The sequence below is a fragment of the Caulobacter sp. 05T431 genome, assembly GCF_056665975.1.
In genome coordinates this window covers 56571-77305 of sequence record NZ_JBFTKU010000022.1, presented here as the reverse complement: position 1 = coordinate 77305, position 20735 = coordinate 56571, and the positions used below count along the sequence as shown (strand labels likewise).

The 20735-nt window shown below is 70.0% G+C and carries 19 protein-coding genes; 3 read left to right on the top strand and 16 right to left on the bottom strand.

Annotated features, from left to right (window positions below; translation table 11 throughout):
- Positions 1–15: 15 nt before the first annotated feature.
- From AC1U89_RS19205 to murC, 5 genes are all read right to left on the bottom strand, one after another.
- Complete coding sequence (locus AC1U89_RS19205) at positions 16–927, bottom strand: cell division protein FtsQ/DivIB (RefSeq protein ID WP_479901253.1); 912 nt, start codon at positions 925–927, stop codon at positions 16–18.
- Positions 896–1852, bottom strand: coding sequence for a D-alanine--D-alanine ligase (locus tag AC1U89_RS19200; RefSeq protein ID WP_479901252.1), 957 nt, complete (start codon positions 1850–1852; stop codon positions 896–898). Before AC1U89_RS19200 ends, AC1U89_RS19205 begins: the two co-directional genes overlap by 32 nt.
- 103 nt (positions 1853–1955) lie before the next feature.
- Positions 1956–3365, bottom strand: coding sequence for a M20/M25/M40 family metallo-hydrolase (locus tag AC1U89_RS19195; RefSeq protein WP_479901251.1), 1410 nt, complete (start codon positions 3363–3365; stop codon positions 1956–1958).
- Between the two features lie 92 nt (positions 3366–3457).
- The gene (gene murB / locus AC1U89_RS19190) at positions 3458–4363 is read right to left on the bottom strand and encodes a UDP-N-acetylmuramate dehydrogenase (protein ID WP_479901250.1); all 906 of its coding nucleotides are present in this window, start codon (positions 4361–4363) and stop codon (positions 3458–3460) included.
- Complete coding sequence (gene murC, locus AC1U89_RS19185; protein WP_479901249.1) at positions 4360–5778, bottom strand: UDP-N-acetylmuramate--L-alanine ligase; 1419 nt, start codon at positions 5776–5778, stop codon at positions 4360–4362. Before murC ends, murB begins: the two co-directional genes overlap by 4 nt.
- Before the next feature lie 57 nt (positions 5779–5835).
- On the opposite strand from murC, the gene AC1U89_RS19180 reads away from it, so the two are divergent.
- From AC1U89_RS19180 to AC1U89_RS19170, 3 genes are all read left to right on the top strand, one after another.
- Complete coding sequence (locus AC1U89_RS19180; RefSeq protein ID WP_479901248.1) at positions 5836–6327, top strand: hypothetical protein; 492 nt, start codon at positions 5836–5838, stop codon at positions 6325–6327.
- A 115-nt stretch (positions 6328–6442) separates the two neighbouring features.
- Positions 6443–8071, top strand: a complete 1629-nt coding sequence (locus tag AC1U89_RS19175; protein ID WP_479901247.1) for a hypothetical protein — start codon at positions 6443–6445, stop codon at positions 8069–8071.
- Positions 8072–8171: 100 nt separating this feature from the next.
- Positions 8172–8765, top strand: coding sequence for a DUF1579 domain-containing protein (locus AC1U89_RS19170; RefSeq protein WP_479901246.1), 594 nt, complete (start codon positions 8172–8174; stop codon positions 8763–8765).
- A 3-nt stretch (positions 8766–8768) separates the two neighbouring features.
- Here the strand turns inward: AC1U89_RS19170 and murG are convergent, their stop codons facing one another.
- The 11 genes from murG to AC1U89_RS19115 form a co-directional block, all read right to left on the bottom strand.
- The gene (murG, locus tag AC1U89_RS19165) at positions 8769–9854 is read right to left on the bottom strand and encodes an undecaprenyldiphospho-muramoylpentapeptide beta-N-acetylglucosaminyltransferase (RefSeq protein ID WP_479901245.1); all 1086 of its coding nucleotides are present in this window, start codon (positions 9852–9854) and stop codon (positions 8769–8771) included.
- Positions 9855–9938: 84 nt separating this feature from the next.
- The gene (gene ftsW / locus AC1U89_RS19160) at positions 9939–11111 is read right to left on the bottom strand and encodes a putative lipid II flippase FtsW (RefSeq protein WP_479901244.1); all 1173 of its coding nucleotides are present in this window, start codon (positions 11109–11111) and stop codon (positions 9939–9941) included.
- Positions 11112–11186: 75 nt separating this feature from the next.
- Positions 11187–11444, bottom strand: a complete 258-nt coding sequence (locus AC1U89_RS19155; protein WP_479901243.1) for a hypothetical protein — start codon at positions 11442–11444, stop codon at positions 11187–11189.
- Positions 11445–11477: 33 nt separating this feature from the next.
- Complete coding sequence (gene murD, locus AC1U89_RS19150; protein ID WP_479901242.1) at positions 11478–12893, bottom strand: UDP-N-acetylmuramoyl-L-alanine--D-glutamate ligase; 1416 nt, start codon at positions 12891–12893, stop codon at positions 11478–11480.
- Between the two features lie 13 nt (positions 12894–12906).
- A complete protein-coding gene (gene mraY / locus AC1U89_RS19145) occupies positions 12907–14022 on the bottom strand; it encodes a phospho-N-acetylmuramoyl-pentapeptide-transferase (protein ID WP_479901241.1) in 1116 nt (371 codons plus the stop codon).
- Complete coding sequence (locus AC1U89_RS19140) at positions 14022–15410, bottom strand: UDP-N-acetylmuramoyl-tripeptide--D-alanyl-D-alanine ligase (protein ID WP_479901240.1); 1389 nt, start codon at positions 15408–15410, stop codon at positions 14022–14024. Before AC1U89_RS19140 ends, mraY begins: the two co-directional genes overlap by 1 nt.
- Positions 15403–16860: a UDP-N-acetylmuramoyl-L-alanyl-D-glutamate--2,6-diaminopimelate ligase gene (locus AC1U89_RS19135; protein ID WP_479901239.1), complete on the bottom strand. Its 1458-nt coding sequence runs from the start codon at positions 16858–16860 to the stop codon at positions 15403–15405. Before AC1U89_RS19135 ends, AC1U89_RS19140 begins: the two co-directional genes overlap by 8 nt.
- Complete coding sequence (locus tag AC1U89_RS19130; RefSeq protein ID WP_479901238.1) at positions 16857–18611, bottom strand: peptidoglycan D,D-transpeptidase FtsI family protein; 1755 nt, start codon at positions 18609–18611, stop codon at positions 16857–16859. The genes AC1U89_RS19135 and AC1U89_RS19130 overlap by 4 nt, the downstream gene beginning before the upstream one ends.
- On the bottom strand, positions 18608–19066 hold the full coding sequence (gene ftsL / locus AC1U89_RS19125; protein ID WP_479901237.1) for a cell division protein FtsL: 459 nt from the start codon (positions 19064–19066) through the stop codon (positions 18608–18610). Before ftsL ends, AC1U89_RS19130 begins: the two co-directional genes overlap by 4 nt.
- Positions 19063–20040 (bottom strand): 16S rRNA (cytosine(1402)-N(4))-methyltransferase RsmH, encoded by a 978-nt coding sequence (gene rsmH, locus AC1U89_RS19120; protein WP_479901236.1) that lies wholly within the window; start codon positions 20038–20040, stop codon positions 19063–19065. The genes ftsL and rsmH overlap by 4 nt, the downstream gene beginning before the upstream one ends.
- Positions 20037–20504: a division/cell wall cluster transcriptional repressor MraZ gene (locus tag AC1U89_RS19115; RefSeq protein ID WP_479901235.1), complete on the bottom strand. Its 468-nt coding sequence runs from the start codon at positions 20502–20504 to the stop codon at positions 20037–20039. Before AC1U89_RS19115 ends, rsmH begins: the two co-directional genes overlap by 4 nt.
- Positions 20505–20735: the final 231 nt, after the last annotated feature.

The window sequence follows — 20735 nt, the reverse complement described above, 5'->3', positions numbered from 1 at the left end:
CACACAAGTTCATGATCAGGCCCCGCCGGCCACGGGCTGCCCGGGCAGCACCGCGTCGCGAGGCCTCACGGCCACCATTTCGGGATCGCGCAGATCGATGCGCGCGAAACCGAGATCGAGGATTCGTTGTCGTTGATCGAGCTGATCCAATTGAATCAGCGCGGACTCTTCGTCAATGGCCGGAAGCTGGATCAGCGAACCATCTTTCAAACGAAGGTCCCAACGACGGTCGTCGACCCGCACCAGGGCCTCCAGGCGGTCGCGCAGGCGCGGCCGGGCGTTGACGGCCGGCAGGATGGCGCCGGCGGCCTGGTCGGCGCCCTGCCCCACCACCAGCGGCAGCTGCGGGAAGCGCGCGGCGTCGGCCTCGCGGATGATCCGGCCCTCGCCGTCGATCACGCGCATCGCGCCGGAGTGCTGCCAGACGGCCAGGGCCGGGCGCTCCTCGACGGAGATGAACACGGTGTCGGGCAGCAGGCGCACCACCTTGGCGGACTTGACCCAGCCCACCGCCTCGACCCGCGTGCGCAGGTCGTTGAGGTCCAGGCCCAGGGTCGGCTGGTCCTGGTAGAGGGCCGTGGCGTTCAGGATGTCAGCCTTCGCCATCGGCGAGGCGCCTTCGATGTGCACGGTCTTCAGCTTGAAGCCCAGGTCGGCGAACTCGCCGTCGACGCCGCGCACGAAGGCCTGGCCCAGGTGCTCCAGGCGATGGCCGGTGGCCAGGGTGGCGACAACGGCGACGGCCAAGGCGCCGCCGGCCACGGTCAGGGCCAGGCGCGGCGAGACGCCCACGCCTCCACGCGCGGCTTGCAGCTTGCCGGCCGGCGGCGCGGCGTTGCGCGCGGCCGGGCGGGCCTTCGGACTTGCGGGCGCTTCGGCCCGGGGGCGCGTTGGCTTACGCGATCCCCCCCGCACTGACGCGGGCATAAGCGTCCTCCACGATCCAGAACACTAAACGATCAAACGAAACGCCGGTGTGGTCCGCCTGCTCGGGGACGAGCGAAGTGGGTGTCATGCCAGGCTGCGTATTGACCTCTAAAAGGACCAGAAGGTCGTTAATGTCGTCATAACGGAAGTCGCATCGGGTCACACCTCGGCAACCAAGACTTGTATGGCCAAGCTCGGCCAGGCGCATGGCCCGATCCCTTACGGCGTTGGGAATCGGGGCCGGAAGCACGTGGACCGAACCGCCTTCTGCGTACTTGGCCGCGTAGTCATAGAAACCTGTGGACGAGCGGATTTCGGTCGCCGCCAAGGCCCTGGGACCCTTTGACTCACCAATCACCGCGACGGCCAGCTCCAGGCCCGGGACGAAGGGCTCGACCATCACCCGGTCGCCGAACGCCCAGTCCGGCGCGGCCAATTCGCGCGGCGGGCCGTTGGCCCCTTCGCGGACGATGAACACCCCGACCGACGAGCCCTCGGCGTTGGGCTTCACCACATAGGGCGGCTGCATCACATGGTCGCGCGCGACATCGTGGCGGTCGAACAGGCCGCCGCCCGGGACCGGGATCCCCGCCGCCGCCAGCACGGCCTTGCTCTTGGCCTTGTCCATGGCCAGGGCCGAAGCCAGGACGCCGGAGTGGGTGTAGGCCAGGCTCAGGGTCTCCAGCACGCCCTGCACGCAGCCGTCCTCGCCCCAGCGCCCGTGCAGGGCGTTGAAGACGACGTCGGGTTTCAGGCGGGCGAGAACCTGGGCGATGTCGGGGCCGGGATCGACGCGGGCGACCCGCGCGCCCAGGCGCTCCAGGGCCTCGGCGCAGAGCGCGCCGGTGACGAGGCTGACCTCGCGCTCGGCGGAGGGGCCGCCGAGGAGGACGGCGATGTGGCGGTTCGCGAGAGGCAGGGTCATGCGTCCTGGCTAGCGAGGACGCATCGAGACGTGAGGGAGCCGCTTCGGAAGTTCGGTGCAGGGCTTGGGGACACGCCGCAAGGGCGTGTCCCCGGTCGTCTCGCTAGTGCCCCGCCGGCGCGGCCGGAGCCGCCGCCTTCAGCGCCCGGAAGTCGATGTCGCTGTCGGCCACCAGGTAGATGAAGCTGGCCCAGGCCGCGACGTTCTGCGCCAGTTCGTCCGGACGGACCTTGTTGAGCGTGTCGTCCATCGTGTGGTGGTAGTCGAAGTAGCGGCTGGCGTCCTGCTCCAGCTCGATCGACGGCACGCCGGCTTCTTCCAGGCCCTCGATGTCCGAACCGCCGTGGGCCGACGGGTCGCGGTTCACATAGATCTTGAGCGGGGCCAGAACGTTGCCCGCGACCGTGGCGATGGCGTGCTTCTGGGCGCCTACGGGCAGCTTGAGCGAGTAGATGCGGTCGGCGCCGGTGTCGCTTTCGCCCGCCAGCACGATCTTGGGCAGCTCGTCCTTGTGGGCCGCCACATAGGCTTCCGACGAGCCGCCGCTCTCTTCCGAGCCGAACATCACCACGCGGATGGTCCGCTTGGGATGCTTGGGCAGGTCGCCGATCAGCTTGGCGGCGGCCGTGGTGATGGCCACGCCGGTGGCGTCGTCCAGGGCGCCGGTGCCGACGTCCCAGCTGTCCAGGTGGCCGCCGATGACGATGACTTCGTCAGGCTTTTCCGAACCCTTGATCTCGCCCGAGATGTTCCAGGCGACATCGGCCGGATCGACGGTCGAAGCCAGCTTCAGCTTGATGCGCAGCGGGCCCTTGGCGGCCAGACGCTCCAGCTGCTCGGCCTCCGGCACGCCCATGGCGGCCGAGGGGATCGAGACCACGCCGTCGCCGAAGGCGGTGACGCCGGTGTGCGGCACGGTGGAGTCCGAGGTCGAGACCGAGCGGATCAGCAGGGCGGCCGCGCCGCGCTTGGCGGCCTCGACCGGGCCGGCGCGGCGCGAGATGCCGGCCACGCCGTAGCCGGCGCCGTCCTGGGCGCGGACCATCGGCTGGGTGATCACCACGATCTTGCCCTTCAGCGAGCCCTCGGGCGCGGCCATCATCTCGGCGTAGGTCTTGAACAGCGCCACCTCGGCCTCGATGCCGTTCGGGCCGGTCGGCACGGTGCGGCCCAGGCCGACGATGTTCAGCTTCATCGGATAGGGAGCGACCAGTTCGGCGCTTTCCTCGCCGCGCGTCCACGACGGCTTGGCGAATTCCTCGACCTTGACGTTGGTGAAGCCCAGGGCCTTCAGCTTGGCCACGCCCCAGTCCTTGGCGCGGGCCATGGCCGGCGAGCCGACGATGCGCGGGCCGATGCTGGTGGTCAGGTCCTCGGTGACGTTCCAGGCCGTGCGGTCCAGCAGGGCCTTGTCGCGCAGGGCCTCGGCGGTCTTGACGTCCTGGGCGTGGGCGGCGCCGGCCATCAGGGCGGTCGCGGCGGCGGCGGTCAGCAGAGTGCGGAACAGGCGCATGAAATCTCCCTCGATTTGGGGGTTTCATAGCACCGCTGTCGCCAGCGGATAGGCAACAACCGGATGAACTATCGGTAACCTTTGGCGCTGCCCTAGGCGGGGCGCCCGATCCGCTTGATCTCCCAGTCCAGCTGGACGCCGGTCTTGGCCAAGACGTCGGCGCGGACGGTGTCGCCCAGGCCTTCCAGGTCGGCGGCGGTGGCCTCGCCGGTGTTGATCAGGAAGTTGCTGTGCAGCGGGCTGAACATCGCCCCGCCATACGGCTTGCCGCGCCAGCCGGCCTCATCGACCAGTTTCCACGACGAATGGCCGGGCGGGTTCTTGAAGGTCGAGCCGCCGGTCTTCTCGCGGATCGGCTGGGTGGTCTCGCGGCGGCTTGTGATCTCGGCCATGCGGGCCTTGATGGCGGCGGGGTCGTCGGGCAGGCCCTCGAACACCGCGTCCAGCACGATGACGGTTTCGCCGTCCTGCAAGGCGCTGTGGCGGTAGGTGAAGTGCAGGTCGTCGGCGCTCAATTCACGCACTTGGCCCTGGCGGTCCATGACCCGCGCCGAGACCAGGACGTTGGCGGTCTCCGAGCCGTAGCAGCCGGCGTTCATGATCGTGGCGCCGCCGACCGTGCCGGGGATGCCGGCATAGAACTCCAGCCCGGCGATCCCCGCCTCGGCCGCCTTGCGGGCCAGGATGGCGTCGGGCACGGCGCTGCCGGCCTTGATGCGGTTGTCGCCCAGTGGCTCGACCGTATTGAAGCCCTTGCCCAGCCGGATCACCACGCCCTCGACGCCGCCGTCGCGGACCAGGAGGTTGGAGCCCACGCCGATCGCCAGAACCGGCACAGCGGGGTCCAAGGCCTTGAGGAAGTCGGACAGGTCCTGCTCGTCGGCCGGCAGGAACACCACGTCGGCCGGACCGCCGACCCGGAACCACGTGAACGGCGCCAGGGCCTCGTCGACCAGCAGCTTGCCGCGAACGGCGGGGAGCGAAGCCTTCCAGCTCACTTCGCCAGCGCTTCCAGCTGACCCGGCAGGGCGTAGGACCAGCTGGTGATGTCGCCGGCCCCCAACAGCACCACCAGGTCGCCCGGCTGGGCTTCCTGGGCGATCAGGGCCGGCAGGGCGGCGGGGCTTTCCAGCGGCAGGGCCCGGCGGTGGCCGAACTTCTTGAGGCCTTCGACCAGATGGTCGCGGTCGACGCCCTCGATCGGCTGCTCGCCGGCCGTGTAGACGTCGGCGACGATGACCGTGTCGGCGTCGTTGAAGCAGCTGCTGAACTCGGTCATCAGGTCGCGCAGGCGGGTGAAGCGGTGCGGCTGGACCACGGCGATGACCTTGCCGGTCGAGACCGCGCGGGCGGCCTTCAGCACGGCGGCGATCTCGACCGGGTGGTGGCCGTAGTCGTCGACGATGCGGATGCCGTTGGCGACACCCGTGGTGGTGAAGCGGCGCTTGACCCCGCCGAAGGCGGCCAGGCCGGCGCGGATGGCGTCGGCGTCCACGCCCAGCTCGCGGGCCACGGCCACCGCGGCGGTGGCGTTGAGCACGTTGTGGTGACCGGCCATCGGCATTTTCAGGCCCTCGTAGCGGACCTGTTCGCCGTTCAGGGGCGAGACGGTGATGTCGAACTTAGCGCCCTCGGGGCCCATCTCGACGCCCGAAACGCGGACCTCGGCCTGCGGGTTGGTGCCGTAGGTGACCAGGCGGCGGTTCTCGATCCGCGAGGTCAGGGCCTGGACTTCCGGATGGTCGGTGCAGACCGCCGCGAAGCCGTAGAACGGGATGTTCTCGATGAAGTCCTGGAAGCCGCGCTTCACGGCGTCGAAGTCGCCCCAGTGGTCCAGGTGCTCGGCGTCGATGTTGGTGACGATGGCCACGGTGGACTTCAGCTTCAGGAAGCTGCCGTCGCTCTCGTCGGCCTCGACCACGATCCAGTCGCCCTCGCCGACCTTGGCGTTGGTGCCGTAGGCGTTGATGATCCCGCCGTTGACGACGGTGGGGTCCAGGTGACCGGCGTCCAGCAGGGCCGCGACCATCGAGGTGGTGGTCGTCTTGCCGTGGGTGCCGCCGACGGCGACGCTGAACTGCAGGCGCATCAGCTCGGCCAGCATCTCGGCGCGGCGCACCAGCGGCAGGCGCTTGTCGCGGCCGGCGACCATCTCGGGATTGTCGCCCTTCACCGCCGTCGAATAGACGATGGCCGAAGCGCCTTCGACATTGGCCGCGTCGTGGCCGATGAAGATGCGCGCGCCCAGCTTCTCCAGCCGCTCGGTATTGGCGCTGGCCTTGGCGTCGCTGCCCTGCACGGTATAGCCGATGCGGATCATGATCTCGGCGATGCCGGACATGCCGATGCCGCCGATGCCGATGAAGTGCACGGGGCCGAGTTCGAAGGGGACGGGTCGTCGACGCTGGATCATCCAGCCCGATTAGACGATTTGGCGACGGGGTGAAACGGGATGTTTGGTGCAGAAGCCGTGGATTTTGTTCGTCGGACAAGCGTCGCCGCGCTGGCTTGCGGCCTGACCGCCCTCGCCTCGCCCGCCCTGGCCCAGGCTCCGCTGGACCTGCGCCTGGCCGACGTCGGCCGCTTCGCCAGCTTCGTGGACATGGGCGGGATCGCCTGGAGCGGACGCACGGCCAGGCTGCGCGTGCTGCAGGTGGCCGAGGACGGCTTCACGGCCGGGAGCGAAGCCTTCTGGGGCGGCTGGCGCTACGAGATCCTCGACTGCGACGCCCGCACGATCGCCCACGCCGGCTTCTCCAGCGTCCGGGTCGGCGGCCGCGAGGGGCCGGTCAGCGGCGACCAGCGCCCGGCGGCGGCGATCCCGGCGGGAAGCGCCGACGACGCGGTGGCCAAGGTGGTCTGCGACGGTCGGCGGCCCTATGCGGGCGTGGCGGTGGCGACCAGCGTCGAGGAGGCCGTGAGGATCGGCCGCCCGCTGATCGCGACCGGCGCCGAGCCCTGATCTCGCGCCAAGCGTCGCGCTAGGGGTCACAATCTCCAGCTGAATCTCCGTTCCGCTCCCCGAGAAATCCGGCTACCCATGGTCAAGTTCCAAATCGCTTTCGGGGGAAGCGTGCATGCGTCTGAAATCCTTCTTGTTGGCCGGCGCCCTGGCGTTCGGCGCGGGACCCGTCATGGCGGGCGAGCCCAGCGACTGGGTGCGCTGCGACGGCCTGGCCAAGCCTGAGAACGTCGGGGTCACGCTCAGCCGGCTGGTGCCCGCGATCATGACGGCCGGCCTGATGGGCCTTCCCGAGGCCAGCCGCGAGGAGCCGGCCGAACAGGGCGCCGCCGGCGTCAAGGCCTGCGACACGGTACTGGCCGATCCGATGCTCGACCGCTACTGGGCCCGCAAGGTCAACCTGCTGAAGGCCCGGGCCCTGCACCACATCGAGGCCGGCGAGCTGGACGCGGGCCTGGCCGACCTGGCGGCCACCCACGCCGCCGCCGCCGGCAATGTCGACGACGCCACCTATGCGCGGTCGCTGGGCGCTTCGACCCAGCTGTTCGAGGCCGCGACCCAGCTGAAGAAGGACCGGTTCGACGAAGCCGCGGCCCTGGCCATCAAGGCCGCCGACGCCCGCCCCTACTCGCTGGAGGTCGGGATGGCCGCCGTGCGCATCCTCGACGCCGATCCGCGCTGGTCGCCCGACGAGGACCGTGTCCTGACCCGGGTGGCGGCGCTGGAGCCCGACCTGCGCGCGGCCCGCGCCCGGTCCCGCGAATGGGGCGGTCAGTACGCCGGCGCGGCCGCCGACTGGGCGGCGATGGCCGAGTCATCGACGTCGCCGCTGGCCGGCGCGCGGCTGCCGCGCGGCATGACCATGCCCGCCCTCACCAGCGATCCGATTTTCGTGGCGCGCGCCGCCCTGGCCTATGCCCGGGCCGGCGACAACGCGGCGGCGGTCCCGCTCATCGCGCGCTTCAAGGCCGATCTGGCCGCCGCGCCCGCCCCGACGCCCGTGAGCAACGACGTGATGGGCAACATGGTGACGCGGCTGCGCACCGAGCAGACCAAGGGCGCGCAAGGCTTCATCACCGTGGCCGAGGCCTGGGCCCAGGTGAACGACGGAAAGATCGACGACGCGCGGGCCACGCTGGACACGCTGGGCGACCGGTTGCCGGCCACGCCCGCCACCCTCGACCTGATCGAGAAGCTGAAGCGCCCCGCGCCGGCGGGCATGGCGTCGCTGGCTCCGTCGGCCTCGGCCCAGATGGAGGCGCTCAGGAACGCCGACCGCGCCGACGCGGCCCGACGCCTGGACCCGAAGAGCTTCGCCAAGGCCCTGCCGCCGCTGGAGCGCGCGGACCGCTCCTATTCCAAGCAGAGCGCCTGGTTCAAGCCGAACGGCTTCAAGGACAAGAAGACCGCCGACGGCAAGGGCGCCTCGATCGAGTTCTCGGGCGCGTTCTCGACCCACGCGGCGGTCGAGGAGATGATGCTGCTGCGCGCGGCCCAGCTGACGCGCGAGGCGGGCAAGACCGGCTTCGTGATCCGCAAGCGCGCCGACTACAGGCAGTACATGGTCCAGACGATGTACGGCTCGGAGATCTCGCGCTCGCCCAACGGCTTCAAGACCACGGCCGAGATCGAGTTCGTCGACGCTCCGCCCGCCGGGGCGGCCGACAGCCTGGTGTTCAACGCCGACAAGGTCTGGAACGACCTCAGCCCGATCTACACCACGCCGGCCCAGGGCAAGACCTGAGGGCTGTCCGGGGACGCCGCGTTTTTCGCAATCGCCCCCAAGTCGGGTCTGGGACGACCGCTATCCTGGGTGACGAGCCTTCACCGCCGAAGAGATCGTCATGACAGCCAGCCTTCCGTCCCAGACCCGCCGCGCCACGATCGCCGGAGGCCTGATCACCAGCTTGCTGGTCGCGGGCGAGGCCGAAGCCCGCCCGGCGGGCGACGATCCCAGCCGGGGGATCACCGGCGGCCCGGACGACTGGGCCTTCCTGGTGGGCCGCTGGAACGTCCGGCATCACCGGCTGAAGGACCGGCTGGTCGGCAGCACCGAATGGCAGGACTTCAACGGGACCTGCGAGAACTGGCCCCTGATGGGCGGGCTGGGCAATGTCGACGACAACCTGCTGGAGCTGCCGGCCGGGACTTATCGCGGTGTCGGCGTCCGGGCGTTCAACGCCGAGACGCGCCAGTGGTCGATCTGGTGGATCGACTCCCGCATCGCCAACATCGACCCGCCGGTGCGCGGCGGCTTCAAGGACGGGACCGGGGTGTTCATCGGCAGCGACACCCACAAGGGAACGCCCGTCACGGTGCGCTTCCGCTGGTCGGAGCTGACTGGCGACACGGCTAAGTGGGACCAGGCCTTCTCCACCGACGGCGGCAAGACCTGGGAGACCAACTGGCGGATGGAGTTCACGCGGGCGGCGGGATGAGGCCTACCGCGCCGTCTTCTCCACCAGGTCCGCCAGCTTCTCGGCCGCGTCCGGCACGGCCACCTTGCGCGCGCCCGCCGCCATGCGGCCCAGGCGCTCGGGGTCCTTGAGCAGGGCGTTCAGGGCGCCGGCCATGGCGTCGACGGTCAACTCGTCCTCCAGGCACACGGCGGCGGCGCCGGCCTCTTCCAGCTGCTTGGCGTTGAAGCGCTGGTGGTCGTCGGCGGCGATCTTCAGCGGCACCAGGATCGACGGACGGCCGGCCACGGCCAGTTCGGTGCAGGTCGAGGCGCCCGAGCGGCCGATCACCAGGTGGGCCTGGCGCAGATAGCCGGCCATGTCGCGGAAGAACGGCGCGACCTCGCAGTCGACCATGGCGTTGCGATAGGTCTTGCGGGCGCCTTCCATGCTCTCGGCGCGGGCTTGCTGGAACACCTTCAGGCGCGAGCGCAGGTCCTCGGGCAGCTTGGCGACGGCCTCGGGGATCAGTTCGGACAGCAGGCGCGCGCCCTGGCTGCCGCCGGTGACGAGGATGCGCAGCTGCACCTCGGGCGGCAGGTACGGCACGTCGTAAAGCGCGCGGATCGGCGGCCGCACGGGGTTGCCCACCACGTGGGCCCGGGCCTTCACGGCCGGCTTGGCCAGTTCCAGGATCGGGAAGGCGCAGGCGACCTCCTTGACCTTGGGGGCCAGGTAGCGGTTCACGCGGCCCAGCACCGCGTTCTGTTCGTGGATCACCGTGGGCCGCTTCTGGGCCAGGGCGCCCAGCAGGGCCGGCAGGGCGGGATAGCCGCCGAAGCCCACGACCACGGCCGGATCCAGGCGCTTGAAGGCGGCCTTGGCCTCGTTCATGCCCTGCCAGACCACGAAGCCGGCCTTGGCCATGCCGATCGGGTCGCCGGACTTGGCGGTGGCGGCCGACAGCGCCAGGCGCTCCTCGGCGGGGAACTTGTCGGCGTACAGCGCGCCGCGCTCGTCGGTGGCCAGCACGATCCGCCAGCCGCGCGCGGCCAGGGCCTCGGCCAGGGCCTGGGCGGGGAACAGGTGTCCGCCGGTGCCCCCGGCGGCGACGACAGCCAGCTTGCTCATGCTTGTTTGCTCATGGGGGCGGCTCCAATACGCGAGCGGATCATGGGCGCGGCGGAATGCGACAAGACAGGTCTCCCGAGAGACTCAGCCCAGGGCCCCCGCCTGATCGAACTCTCCCGCCCCGCCATAGGCCCCCGGACGCTTGCGCGTCAACGCCAGGGCCATGCCCAGGGTCAGGCCCATGGCCAGCATCGACGAGCCGCCGTACGAGATGAAGGGCAAGGTCATGCCCTTGGTGGGGATCATGTTGAGGTTCACGGCCACGTTGATGAAGGCCTGCTGGCCCACCAGCACGAACAGACCCGAGGCCGCCACCTGCTCGAAGGTGTCGGAAAGCTTCATGGCCTTGTAGAGCCCGCGCACCACGATGAAGGCGAACAGGGTGATCAGGGCCAGGGAGAACACCAGGCCGTACTCCTCGGCGGCGACCGAATAGATGAAGTCGGTGTGCAGGTCGGGAACGTGGCGCTTCATGACGCCCTCGCCCGGGCCGCGCCCGAACAGGCCGCCGGCGTGGATGGCCTCGGCGGCGCGAGTGATCTGGTGGGTGTCGGCCTGGTCGGGGCTGAGGAACTTCTGCACCCGGGCGTGGACGTGGTCGAACAGGAAATAGGTCGACATCAGCCCGCCGACGGCCACCGCGCCCAGGCCCATGATCCACGAGATCGGCACCCCGGCCATCCAGAAGGCGGCCCCGAAGGCGATGGTGATCAGCACGGTCTGGCCGACGTCGGGCTGGACCAGCAGCAGGGCCACGGCGACGAAATAGAGGAAGAAGGCGATCGAGACGCCGGGCACCCCCTCGCCCTTCTGGCCCTCGGCGAACATCCACGAGACCAGCACGATCAGGGCCGGCTTCATGAATTCCGAGGGCTGGAAGGTGAAGCCGCCGATCAGCAGCCAACGGGCCGCGCCCTTGGCGCTGTGGCCGATGAACGGCAGGGCCGCCATGACCCCGATCGCCACGAGGTAGATGAAGAAGGCCGAGCGCCGGATGCCCTTGGGGCTGAGCATCGACACCGACAGCACGATTATCGCCGCGCCCAGGCCGAAGATGCACTGGCGGATGGCGAAGTGGAACTGGTCGTCGATGCCGATCCGCGCGGCGGCGGCCGGGCTGGAGGCGAACGACAGCAGCACGCCCACGGTGACCAGGATCGCGGTGGCGCCCAGCAGCCAGCGATCGGTCGTCCACCACCACACGCCGAGCCGCGAACGGTCGGTGCGGGCGAAGGCGTGGGTGGTCTGGAACGTCATGGCCGGAGGGTCGGAGTTTAGGGTTAAGCGAGTGTTGTTGTGGAGGTTGGAACGGGTGTGACCAAAGGACTCTGATCAGTCCGAACCGATGTCTTCGTAGCCGAGCGGAAACCAGATCCCCCGAACCAGGATATTGCCCATGTTCGGGCGCACATGGCCCTGGTCCAGCCCTTCAAGGTTCTCCAGGACCGCCATATCCGCGACGACCAGGTCACCGAAGGCCTCCCTGATCAGCCGCCGAGCGTCGCCGTCGTCGCAGGCCGTGACACCCGCGCCCAGGTTCAGGGGCGTCGGATGACCGATCCGCTCGAAGGTGACCCAATAGGGATGCATGCCCAACCTTTCACCTGAAGGCGATGGCGTGTCTCAAGCCCGCTTCGCCGAAGCCGGCGCCTTGCCCAGGCCGTTGACCGCCGCGCGGAAGGCGTCGCCCCGCTGCTCGAAGTCGGCGAACTGGTCGAACGAAGCGCAGGCGGGCGACAGCAGGACGATGGCCTCCTCCCCGCTCGCCGCGGCGTCGGCATAGGCGGCGGCGACGGCGGTCTCGATGTCGCCGCACTGGCGCACCGGGGCCTTGCCTTCCAGGGTCTTGCCGAAGTCCTCGGCCGCCTGGCCGATCAGGTAGGCGCCGGCCACGCGCGGGAACAGGTCGACCAGGTCGTCGATGCCGCCCGCCTTGGGCACGCCGCCGGCGATCCAGTAGAACTTGGGATAGGACGACATCGCCTGGCGGGCGGCGTCGGCGTTGGTGGCCTTGCTGTCGTTGACGAAGCGGACCTTGCCGATCTTGCCGACGGTCTCCATCCGGTGGGCCAGACCCGGGAAGCTCATCAGGCCGTCGACCGCCTGCTGGGGCGAGATGCCCAGGGCGCGGGCGGCGGCGTAGGCGGCCGCGGCGTTCTGCCAGTTGTGGCGGCCCGGCAAGCTTCTGGCGCGAAGAAGATCGACCATCTCGGTCACCCGCTCGCCGGTGGCGTCGTACAGCACGCCCTGCAGGGCGTAGACGCCCCGGCCCATGGCCTTGCCGGCGCTGATCGGCCAGATGGTGCGGCGGTTGGCGGCGGTGATCTCCGTGCAGATCTGCTGGCACCAGGGATCGTCGACGCCGATGATGGCGGTGTCGCCCTTGCCCTGGTTCAGGAAGATCCGGCGCTTGGCGGCGATGTAGCCGTCCATGCCGCCGTGACGGTCCAGGTGGTCGGGCGAGATGTTCAGCAGCACGACGGCGTCGGGCTTGAGGCTGGACGTCAGGTCCAGCTGATACGACGAGAGTTCGAGCACGTAGACCGCGCCGCCGTGCATGTCCTCCAGGCCCAGCACGCCCTCGCCGATATTGCCGCCCACGCGGGTGTCGCGGCCGGCCTGGCGGCAGACGTGGCCGATCAGGGCCGTGGTGGTCGACTTGCCGTTGGTGCCGGTGATGGCGACGATCTTGGGCTTCTTGTGCTCGGGCGCGGCGTTCACCGTGCGGGCGAACAGCTCGATGTCGCCCAGCACTTCCACGCCGGCGGCCTTGGCCTTGCCCACCGTCCAGTGCGGCTTCGGATGGGTCAGGGGCACGCCCGGCGACAGCATCAGGGCGGCGAACTGGCTCCAGTCGGCCGTGTTCAGATCGACGACGCTCAGGCCCTCGGCCACGGCCGCCTCGCGGCTGGCGGGCTTCTCGTCCCACAGCGCCACCTTGGCCCCGCCGGCGATCAGCGCGCGCGCGGCCGTCAGCCCCGTCCGGCCTAGGCCGAACACGGCGACGGTCTTGCCCTCGAAACCGCGGACCGGGATCATGGCGCGCCCTCTCCTATCTCAGCTTCAGGGTGGCGAGGCCGACGAAGCTGAGCATCATCGACACGATCCAGAACCGGACCACGACGGTGCTCTCGGCCCAGCCGAGCTTCTCGAAATGGTGGTGGATCGGCGCCATCAGGAAGACGCGCTTGCCGGTCTTCTTGAAGTAGGCGACCTGGATCATCACGCTCAGCGCCTCGGCGACGAACAGACCGCCGACGATGCCCAGGACGATCTCGTGCTTGGCGCAGACGGCGATCGCGCCCAGGGCGCCGCCCAGGGCCAGGGAACCGGTGTCGCCCATGAAGATCTTGGCCGGCGGGGCGTTGTACCAGAGGAAGCCCATGCCCCCGCCGATGATCGCGCCGCACACCACGGCCAGTTCGCCGACGCTGGGCACGAAGTGCAGGTTCAGATAGTCGGCGAACTTGTAGTTGCCCACCAGGTAGGCGATCAGGCCGAAGGTCGAGGCGGCGAACATCACCGGCACGATGGCCAGGCCGTCCAGGCCGTCGGTCAGGTTCACGGCGTTGGAGAAGCCGGCGATCGTGACCGCGGCGAAGGCCACGTAGAACCAGCCCAGATTGATCACCAGGTTCTTCAGGATCGGGAAGACCAGCGAGGTCTCCAGTCCCGGGGTCATCTGCGACTTGGGCGCGAACAGGATCAGCGCCACGGCCGCCAGGATCGAGACCACGAACTGGGCGATCAGCTTCTGGCCGCTGGAGAGGCCGGCGGTCGTCTGCTTGGTGACCTTGGCGTAGTCGTCCATGAAGCCCAGCACGCCGAAGGCGGCGGTGATGCCCAGCACCACCCAGACGTGGACGTTGCGCAGGTCGGCGAACAGCAGCGAGCCGACGAACAGGCCGGCCAGGATCATGAAGCCGCCCATGGTGGGCGTGCCGGCCTTCTCGGTGACGTGACGGGCGATGCCGTCGGTGCGGATCGGCTGGCCCTTGCCCTGCTTGGCCTTCATCCAGCGGATGAAGCGCGAGCCCATGGCCACCGCCACGAGATAGGCCACCAGCATCGACATGCCGGTGCGGAAGGTCAGGTATTTCAGTAGGTTGAGCACGGGGATGTGCTCATGCCCGCCGCGCGAGAGCCAATCGTAGAGGAAATACAGCATCAGCCCTGTCCTTGGAGGTCGAGCGCGCCCAAGGCGGAGGCTACGACCCCCGCTTTCGACCCGTTCGATCCCTTCACCATCACCACGTCCCCCGCCCGCATCGCCGAGGCGACCTGGGGCGCGAGCTCAGCGGCGTTCTCGGCGTAGCCGCCCCGCCGAGTCGGCGGAAGCGCTTCCCATAAAGATTTCATTAACGGACCGGCGCAGAACACCAGATCGACGTCGGCGGCGGCGATCGGCGTGGCCAGGTCGCCGTGGAAGCGGGCGCTCTGCGGGCCCAGCTCCAGCATGTCGGTCAGCACCACGATCCGGCGTCCGGCGACCTTGCGCGCGCCCAGCGTGGCCAGGGCCGCCTGCATCGAGACCGGGTTGGCGTTGTAGCTTTCGTCCACCAGGGTGAAGGTCCCGCCGGCGACGTGGATCGTGCGCTCGGCGCCGCGGCCCTCGATCGGTTCGAACTCGGCCAGGGCCGCCAGGGCGGTGTCGCGGTCGACGTCCAGGGCCTCCAGCATCAGCAGCACGCACAGGCTGTTGAGGCCCCAATGCACGCCGGTCTGCAGGATCGGGAAGTGGATCGTCTCGCCATGCACGATCGCGGTGATCTGGGCGCCGTGGACGCCGGCGGCGAACACGGTCAGCTGGGCGGTCACGCCCTCGCCCGTGCCGAAGCTCCAGACCTGGGCGCCGGCCTTCTCGGCCTCGGCCTTCAGCAGCGGGAACCAGGGATTGTCGGCGTTCAGAACCGCCACGCCGTTGGGCTCCAGGCCCGCGAAGATCTCGGCCTTGGCCCGGGCGACGCCCTCCTCGCCGTCGGCGAAGTTCTCCAGGTGGACCGGGCCCACGGTGGTGATCGCCACGGCGTGCGGCCGGATGAAGTTCGACAGCGGCACGATCTCGTCGGCGTGGTTCATGCCGACCTCGAACACCGCCCGCTGGGTGTCGCGCGGCATCCGGGCCAGGGTCAGGGGCACGCCGATGTGGTTGTTGTACGACTTGACCGAGGCGTGGGCCTTGCCCGCGCGGCGCAGGCCCGCCTCGACGGCGCGGGTGACGCTGGTCTTGCCGACCGAGCCGGTCACCGCCCCGCGGCGGGTCTGGGGGGCGCGTTCGCGGGCGGCTACGCCCAGGCGCTCCAGGCCCCGGAAGGTGTCCTCGACCAGCACGGCCGGAACCGCGACCGGCTTGGAGATCAGCGCCCCGGCCGCGCCCTTGTCGGCGGTCTGGACGACGAACTCGTGGCCGTCCCGGACGCCGGTCAGGGCCACGAACAGGTCGCCGGGCTCGATGCTGCGGCTGTCGATCGAGACGCCCGTGGCCTCGAACTCGCCCAGCACCTGGCCGCCGGTGGCGGCGGCGATCTCGTCGGCGGTCCAGAGGGCGCTAGACATGAGCCAGCTCCAGCGCCTGGGCGGTCTCGGTCACGTCGTCGAACGGATGGTTCACGCCGGCCACCAGTTGGCCCTGCTCGTGACCCTTGCCGGCCACCACCAGCACGTCGCCGTCGGCCAGCAGGGCCGCGCCGGCCCGGATGGCCTCGCGGCGGTCGCCGTATTCCTTGGCGCCCGGGGCGGCGGCCAGGATGGCGGCGCGGATCGAGGAAGGCTCCTCGGAACGAGGATTGTCGTCGGTGACGATGGCCACGTCGGCCAGGCGCGCGGCGATCTCGCCCATCAGCGGGCGCTTGCCGCGGTCGCGGTCGCCGCCGGCCCCGAAGACCACGATCAGCTTGCCGCGCGTGTGGGGGCGCAGGGCCGCCAGCACCGTCTCCAGGCCGTCGGGGGTGTGGGCGTAGTCGACATAGGCCTCGCCGCCCTTGGCGCCGGTCCCGACGCGCTGCAGCCGGCCGGCCGCGCCTTCCAGGTGCTCCAGGGCCGCGATCGTGGCGTCCAGGTCCTCGCCGGTGGCCAGGACCAGACCCGCGGCGACCAGCACGTTCGAGGCCTGGAAGTCGCCGGCCAGGGGCAGCAGGATGTCGAACACCCGCTCGCCGGCGGCGATCTTCAGGCGCTGGCCCTGCGGCACAGGCGTGCGCTCGACGAGCTTCAGCCCCTGGCCTTCATGGCCGACCGACAGGATGGTCTGGCCCGAGGTGACGGCGGCCGAGGCGAAGGCCGGGAAGGCGTCGCTGTCGGCGTTCAGCACGGCGGTGCGGCCGCGCGGCAGCAACGTCTCGAACAGCCGCAGCTTGGCCGCGCGGTAGCAGCCCATGGTGCCGTGATAGTCCAGGTGGTCCTGGGTGAAGTTGGTGAAGCCGGCGGCGGCCAGGCGCACGCCGTCCAGGCGGCGCTGGTCGATGCCGTGCGACGAGGCCTCGACCGCCAGATGGGTCACGCCCATGCCAGCCAGCTTGGCCATCATCTCGGCGACGTCGGCGGCGTCGGGCGTGGTCAGGCCCGGCGGGGTCAGCTGGACGTCCGGCTTGCCCGCCTCGCTGACGACGACTCCCAGGGTGCCCATGCTGGCGGCCTTGCGGCCCAGGCGGGCGTAGATCTGGCGGCAGAAGCCGGCGACCGAGGTCTTGCCGTTGGTGCCCGTCACCGCGATGCAGGTGGCGGGTTGCTCGCCCCAGAACTGGCCGGCCGCCAGGGCGTAGGCGCGGCGCAGGTCGCCGGCGTGGATCACGGGCGCCGACAGGCCCGTCACGTCGTCCGGCGCCAGCACGGCGGCGGCGCCCGAGGCGATCGCGCCCGGGATGAAGTCGCGGCCGTCGACCTTGCTGCCCGGCAGGGCCGCGAACAGGAAGCCTTCGCGCACCTTGCGGCTGTCGGCGGTGACCCCGGTGATCACGGGATCGACCTCGCACGGCCGGTTCAGAATCTGCGAAAGGGTCTTGCTCAAAGTCCCGCCTCCGGAGCGGCTTGCGGCTGCTGGGCCACGGTGAAGATGTCGCTCTGGCGCTTGACGCCCAGGAACGGCGCGATGCGGTCGATCACGCGGCCCGCGGCCGGCGCCGACACCCAGCCGCCGGTCGAGAAGCCGTGCGTTTTAGCGTTGCCCTTGGGCTCGTCCAGCAGCACGAGCACGAAGTAGCGGTCGGCCTCGATCGGCCCGTCGGTCGGGAAGACCGCGGCGAAGGACGAGACCTGGCGCTGGTGGTTATAGCCCCGAATGGCCGGATCGTACTTCTCGCCGGTGCCGGTCTTGCCGCCCACCGACAGCCCCGGGATGTTGGCCGACTTGCCGCTGCCGCCGGTGACGTTGGCGCGCATGATCCGCAGCATCTGCTGCGAGGTCTCCTCCGACACCGCGCGCGGGCCTTCCGGGCGCACGCCCTGGGCCATCTTGTGGATGGTCAGCGGCTGCAGCGTGCCGCCGTTCAGCAGCGCGCCCATCGCCTGGGCCAGGGCCAGCGGCGAGACGTTGATGCCGTGGCCGAACGAGGTGGAGGCCACCGCGTCGTCGTCCCATTTCTTCGGGGTCAGCGGGCGGGCCGACTCCAGCAGCTCGGTCTTGGCCGGCTTGGTCAGGCCCAGGGCCGTGAAGTAGCGGGACAGGCGCTCGCCGCCGATCCGCTCGGCCAGGATGGCGGTGCCGATGTTGGACGAGTGCTGGAACACCTCGACCAGGGTCAGGATCTTCTTGGCCGCGTGGAAGTCGTGGATCGTGCGGTAGCCCAGCTTGAACGGCTCGCGGGCGTCGAAGGTCGAGGCCGGGGTGGCCGCGCCGGTGTCCAGGCCGATGGCCACGGTGAACGCCTTGAAGGTCGAGCCCATCTCATAGACCGTCGCCGCGGCGTGGTTGGTCATCTGCTCGCTGGACGCCTGGTTCAGCTGGTTGGGGTCGTAGTCCGGGAAGCTGGTCATGCCGAGGATCTCCCCGGTATGAACGTTGGTGACGATGCCGACGGCGTCCTTGGCCTGGAACTCGATCGCGGCCTTGCGGACCTCGTCCTCGAGCGCCGCCTGGACGCGCAGGTCGATCGACAGCGGAATCGCGCCGTCCGGCCCCTTGGCGGCGGCCTCGCGCACGTCCTTGTCCAGGGCCTTCTCCGCGCCGGACAGGCCCTTGCCGCCCTTGTCGACGAAGCCGATGAAGTGGGCGGCGCTGGAGCCCAGCGGATAGACCCGGGCGGCCTGCTCCTCGAACTCGACGCCGGGCAGGCCCAGGTCGAAGATCGCGTCCTTCTCGGCCGGGGTCATGCCGCCGACCACGAAACCGCGACGGTCCGAGAACACGGCCTTGTCCAGGCGCTCGACCGGCACCTGCGGCAGGGCCTTGTGCAGCGCCTGGCGGGTGGCCTTGGCGTCCCAGACGTCCTTGGGATTGATGTAGAGGGCGTAGTGGGTCAGGTCGACGGCCAGCAGTTGGCCGTTGCGGTCCACCAGGTCGCCCCGCGCGCCGTCGGTCGAGGCCAGGTAGCCGTTGCCGCCCACCTTGGAGAACACCGCCGCCCAGGTCGCGCCCAGGGCCAGGACGGTGAAGGCCAGGCCGAAGATGGCCATGACGAAGAAGATGCGAATGCGGGTGTCGTCTTCCGGGCGCGCGGCGGCGCGCGAGCGCTCGAAGGCGTGCTCCAGCCGCCAGACCCGTTCGATCAGCCAGCGCCAGGCGCGCGGCGCGCCGCCGGGAGCGAGATTGGCCAGGCTCATCGCGGCGCCTCCCCGGAGACCTGCCCCGCGGTCTGTTCCGGCGATGGATAGTCGTCCGGGGTCGCCTCGGGCGCCTCGGCGGCGGCGGCGGCGTCGTTCGCGGCCGCCGTCGGCGAGGCCGGGGCGTGGGCGACCGGCGCGTGGCGCGCCACGTCGATCAGGGCGTCCTCGGTGGTCTCGTGCTCGGGGCTGATCGGGGTCAGCCCCAGCTGCTGGGCCAGCATCTCGATGCGGCGCGGCTGCTCCAGATAGGCGACCTCGGCCTTGAGCAGGCGGACGCGGATCTTCTCGTCGTCGATCTGCTGCTCGACCTCGGCGATCTGGGCGCGCTCGCGGCCCGCGAAGGTCTTGGCCATGTAGACGCCCAGCACCAGGACCAGCAGGATCGTCAGGCAGACGACCTCGACGACCCGGAAGCCCCGCACGCGGCGGTCGAAGATGCTGGACAGGCTCATGCGGCGCTCCAGACCGGAGCCGTCGTGCGCACGGCGGCGCGCAGCTTGGACGAGCGGGCGCGCGGATTGACGGCCAGCTCGGCCTCGCCCGGCGCGATCGCCTTGGACGAGGTCAGCTGGAAGCTGGCCGGGGCGCCCTTCTCGACCGGCGGCGCATGGCGCGACCCGCCCGGCGTCTTGCCGGCGCGCTCGGCCAGGAAGTTCTTCACGATGCGGTCTTCCAGCGAATGGAAGGTGACCACCGCCAGGCGACCGCCCGGCTTCAGCACGCGCTCGGCGGCCAGCAGCCCCGCTTCCAGCTCCTCCAGCTCGGCGTTGACCGCGATGCGCAGCCCCTGGAACGAGCGGGTGGCGGGATGGACCTTGGCGCCCTTGCGGCCGCCCAGGGCGCGCTCGATCACGGCGGCCAGATCCAGGGTGCGGGTGAACGGCTGCTCGGCCCGGCGCTTGACGATGAAGCTGGCGATGCGGCGCGAGGCGTGCTCCTCGCCGTAGACATAGAGGATACGGGCCAGCTCGACCTGATCCAGTTCGTTGACCAGGTCGGCGGCCGTCGGACCGCCCGCGCCCATGCGCATGTCCAGGGGACCGTCGCGCATGAACGAAAAGCCGCGCTCAGCCTCGTCGAGCTGCATGGAGGAAACGCCGAGATCCAGGGTGACGCCGTCGACCGACGCATCCTCGAAATACTCGGTGATTTGCGAAAAGCGGTCCTGAATCAGCCGAAAGCGACTTTCAGTCGCGGGAGTGGCCGTCGCGGAAAATTCGACCGCGAAGCGAGCGACGCTTGGATCGCGATCGAAGGCGACGACCGAAGCGCCCGTGGCCAGGATGGCGCGGGTGTAGCCGCCGGCGCCGAAGGTGCCGTCCACGACCGTGTCGCCGGGGCCCGAGGCCAGGGCGTCGACGACCTCGCCCAGCAGCACCGAAAGGTGCGGGGCGCCATCGGCGACTTGGGTTTCGAGGTCGCTCACGCCGCGCCTCCGATCCGAGCGACGCGCTGCTGGGCGCGCAATTCGGCCAGCCCCTCGCGGGCCAGTTCGCGCTGAGCGGCGCGGTGGGCCTGGAAGGCCTCGCGCGACCAGATCTGGAACCGCTCGCCCAGGCCGACCACCGCCACCCAGTCGGTCAGGCCGAACATCTCGCACAGGGTGTCGGGCAAGGTGATGCGGCCGGCGGTGTCGAAAGACAGCCGCGCCATGCCGCCCAGGACGCTGGTCTCCAGGGCCGAGCGCAGGGGATCGCCGAACGGCAGCTCGTCGATCACGCCCTGGTAACGGTCGAACAGGCTTTTTCCGCCAGCTTCCAGGCACTCGGCCTCGATGGAGGGGAAACAGAAGACGCCGTCGAAGGGGCCCGAGAGCGCAGCGCGGAAGTCCTGCGGCACGACGATGCGCCGCTTGCTGTCCAGCTGCTTCTCGAACGTCGAGAGGAACACCCCACTACCCCTGTTTGAGCCCGCCGCCGGACGCCTGCCACGATCGCCCCGGCAGAAGATGGGTTAACATGGGATTGATTGGGATACAATGACACCAACGGCTGTTTAGCCGCCAAAACCAAGGTGTTGTGGGAGTCTTTCACAGACCCACAAAATCTATACACAGAACATACACAGAACTTGTTAAGACTTAACGGCCGCTGGAGTCTGTCGAGCGCCTTGAGAAGCATG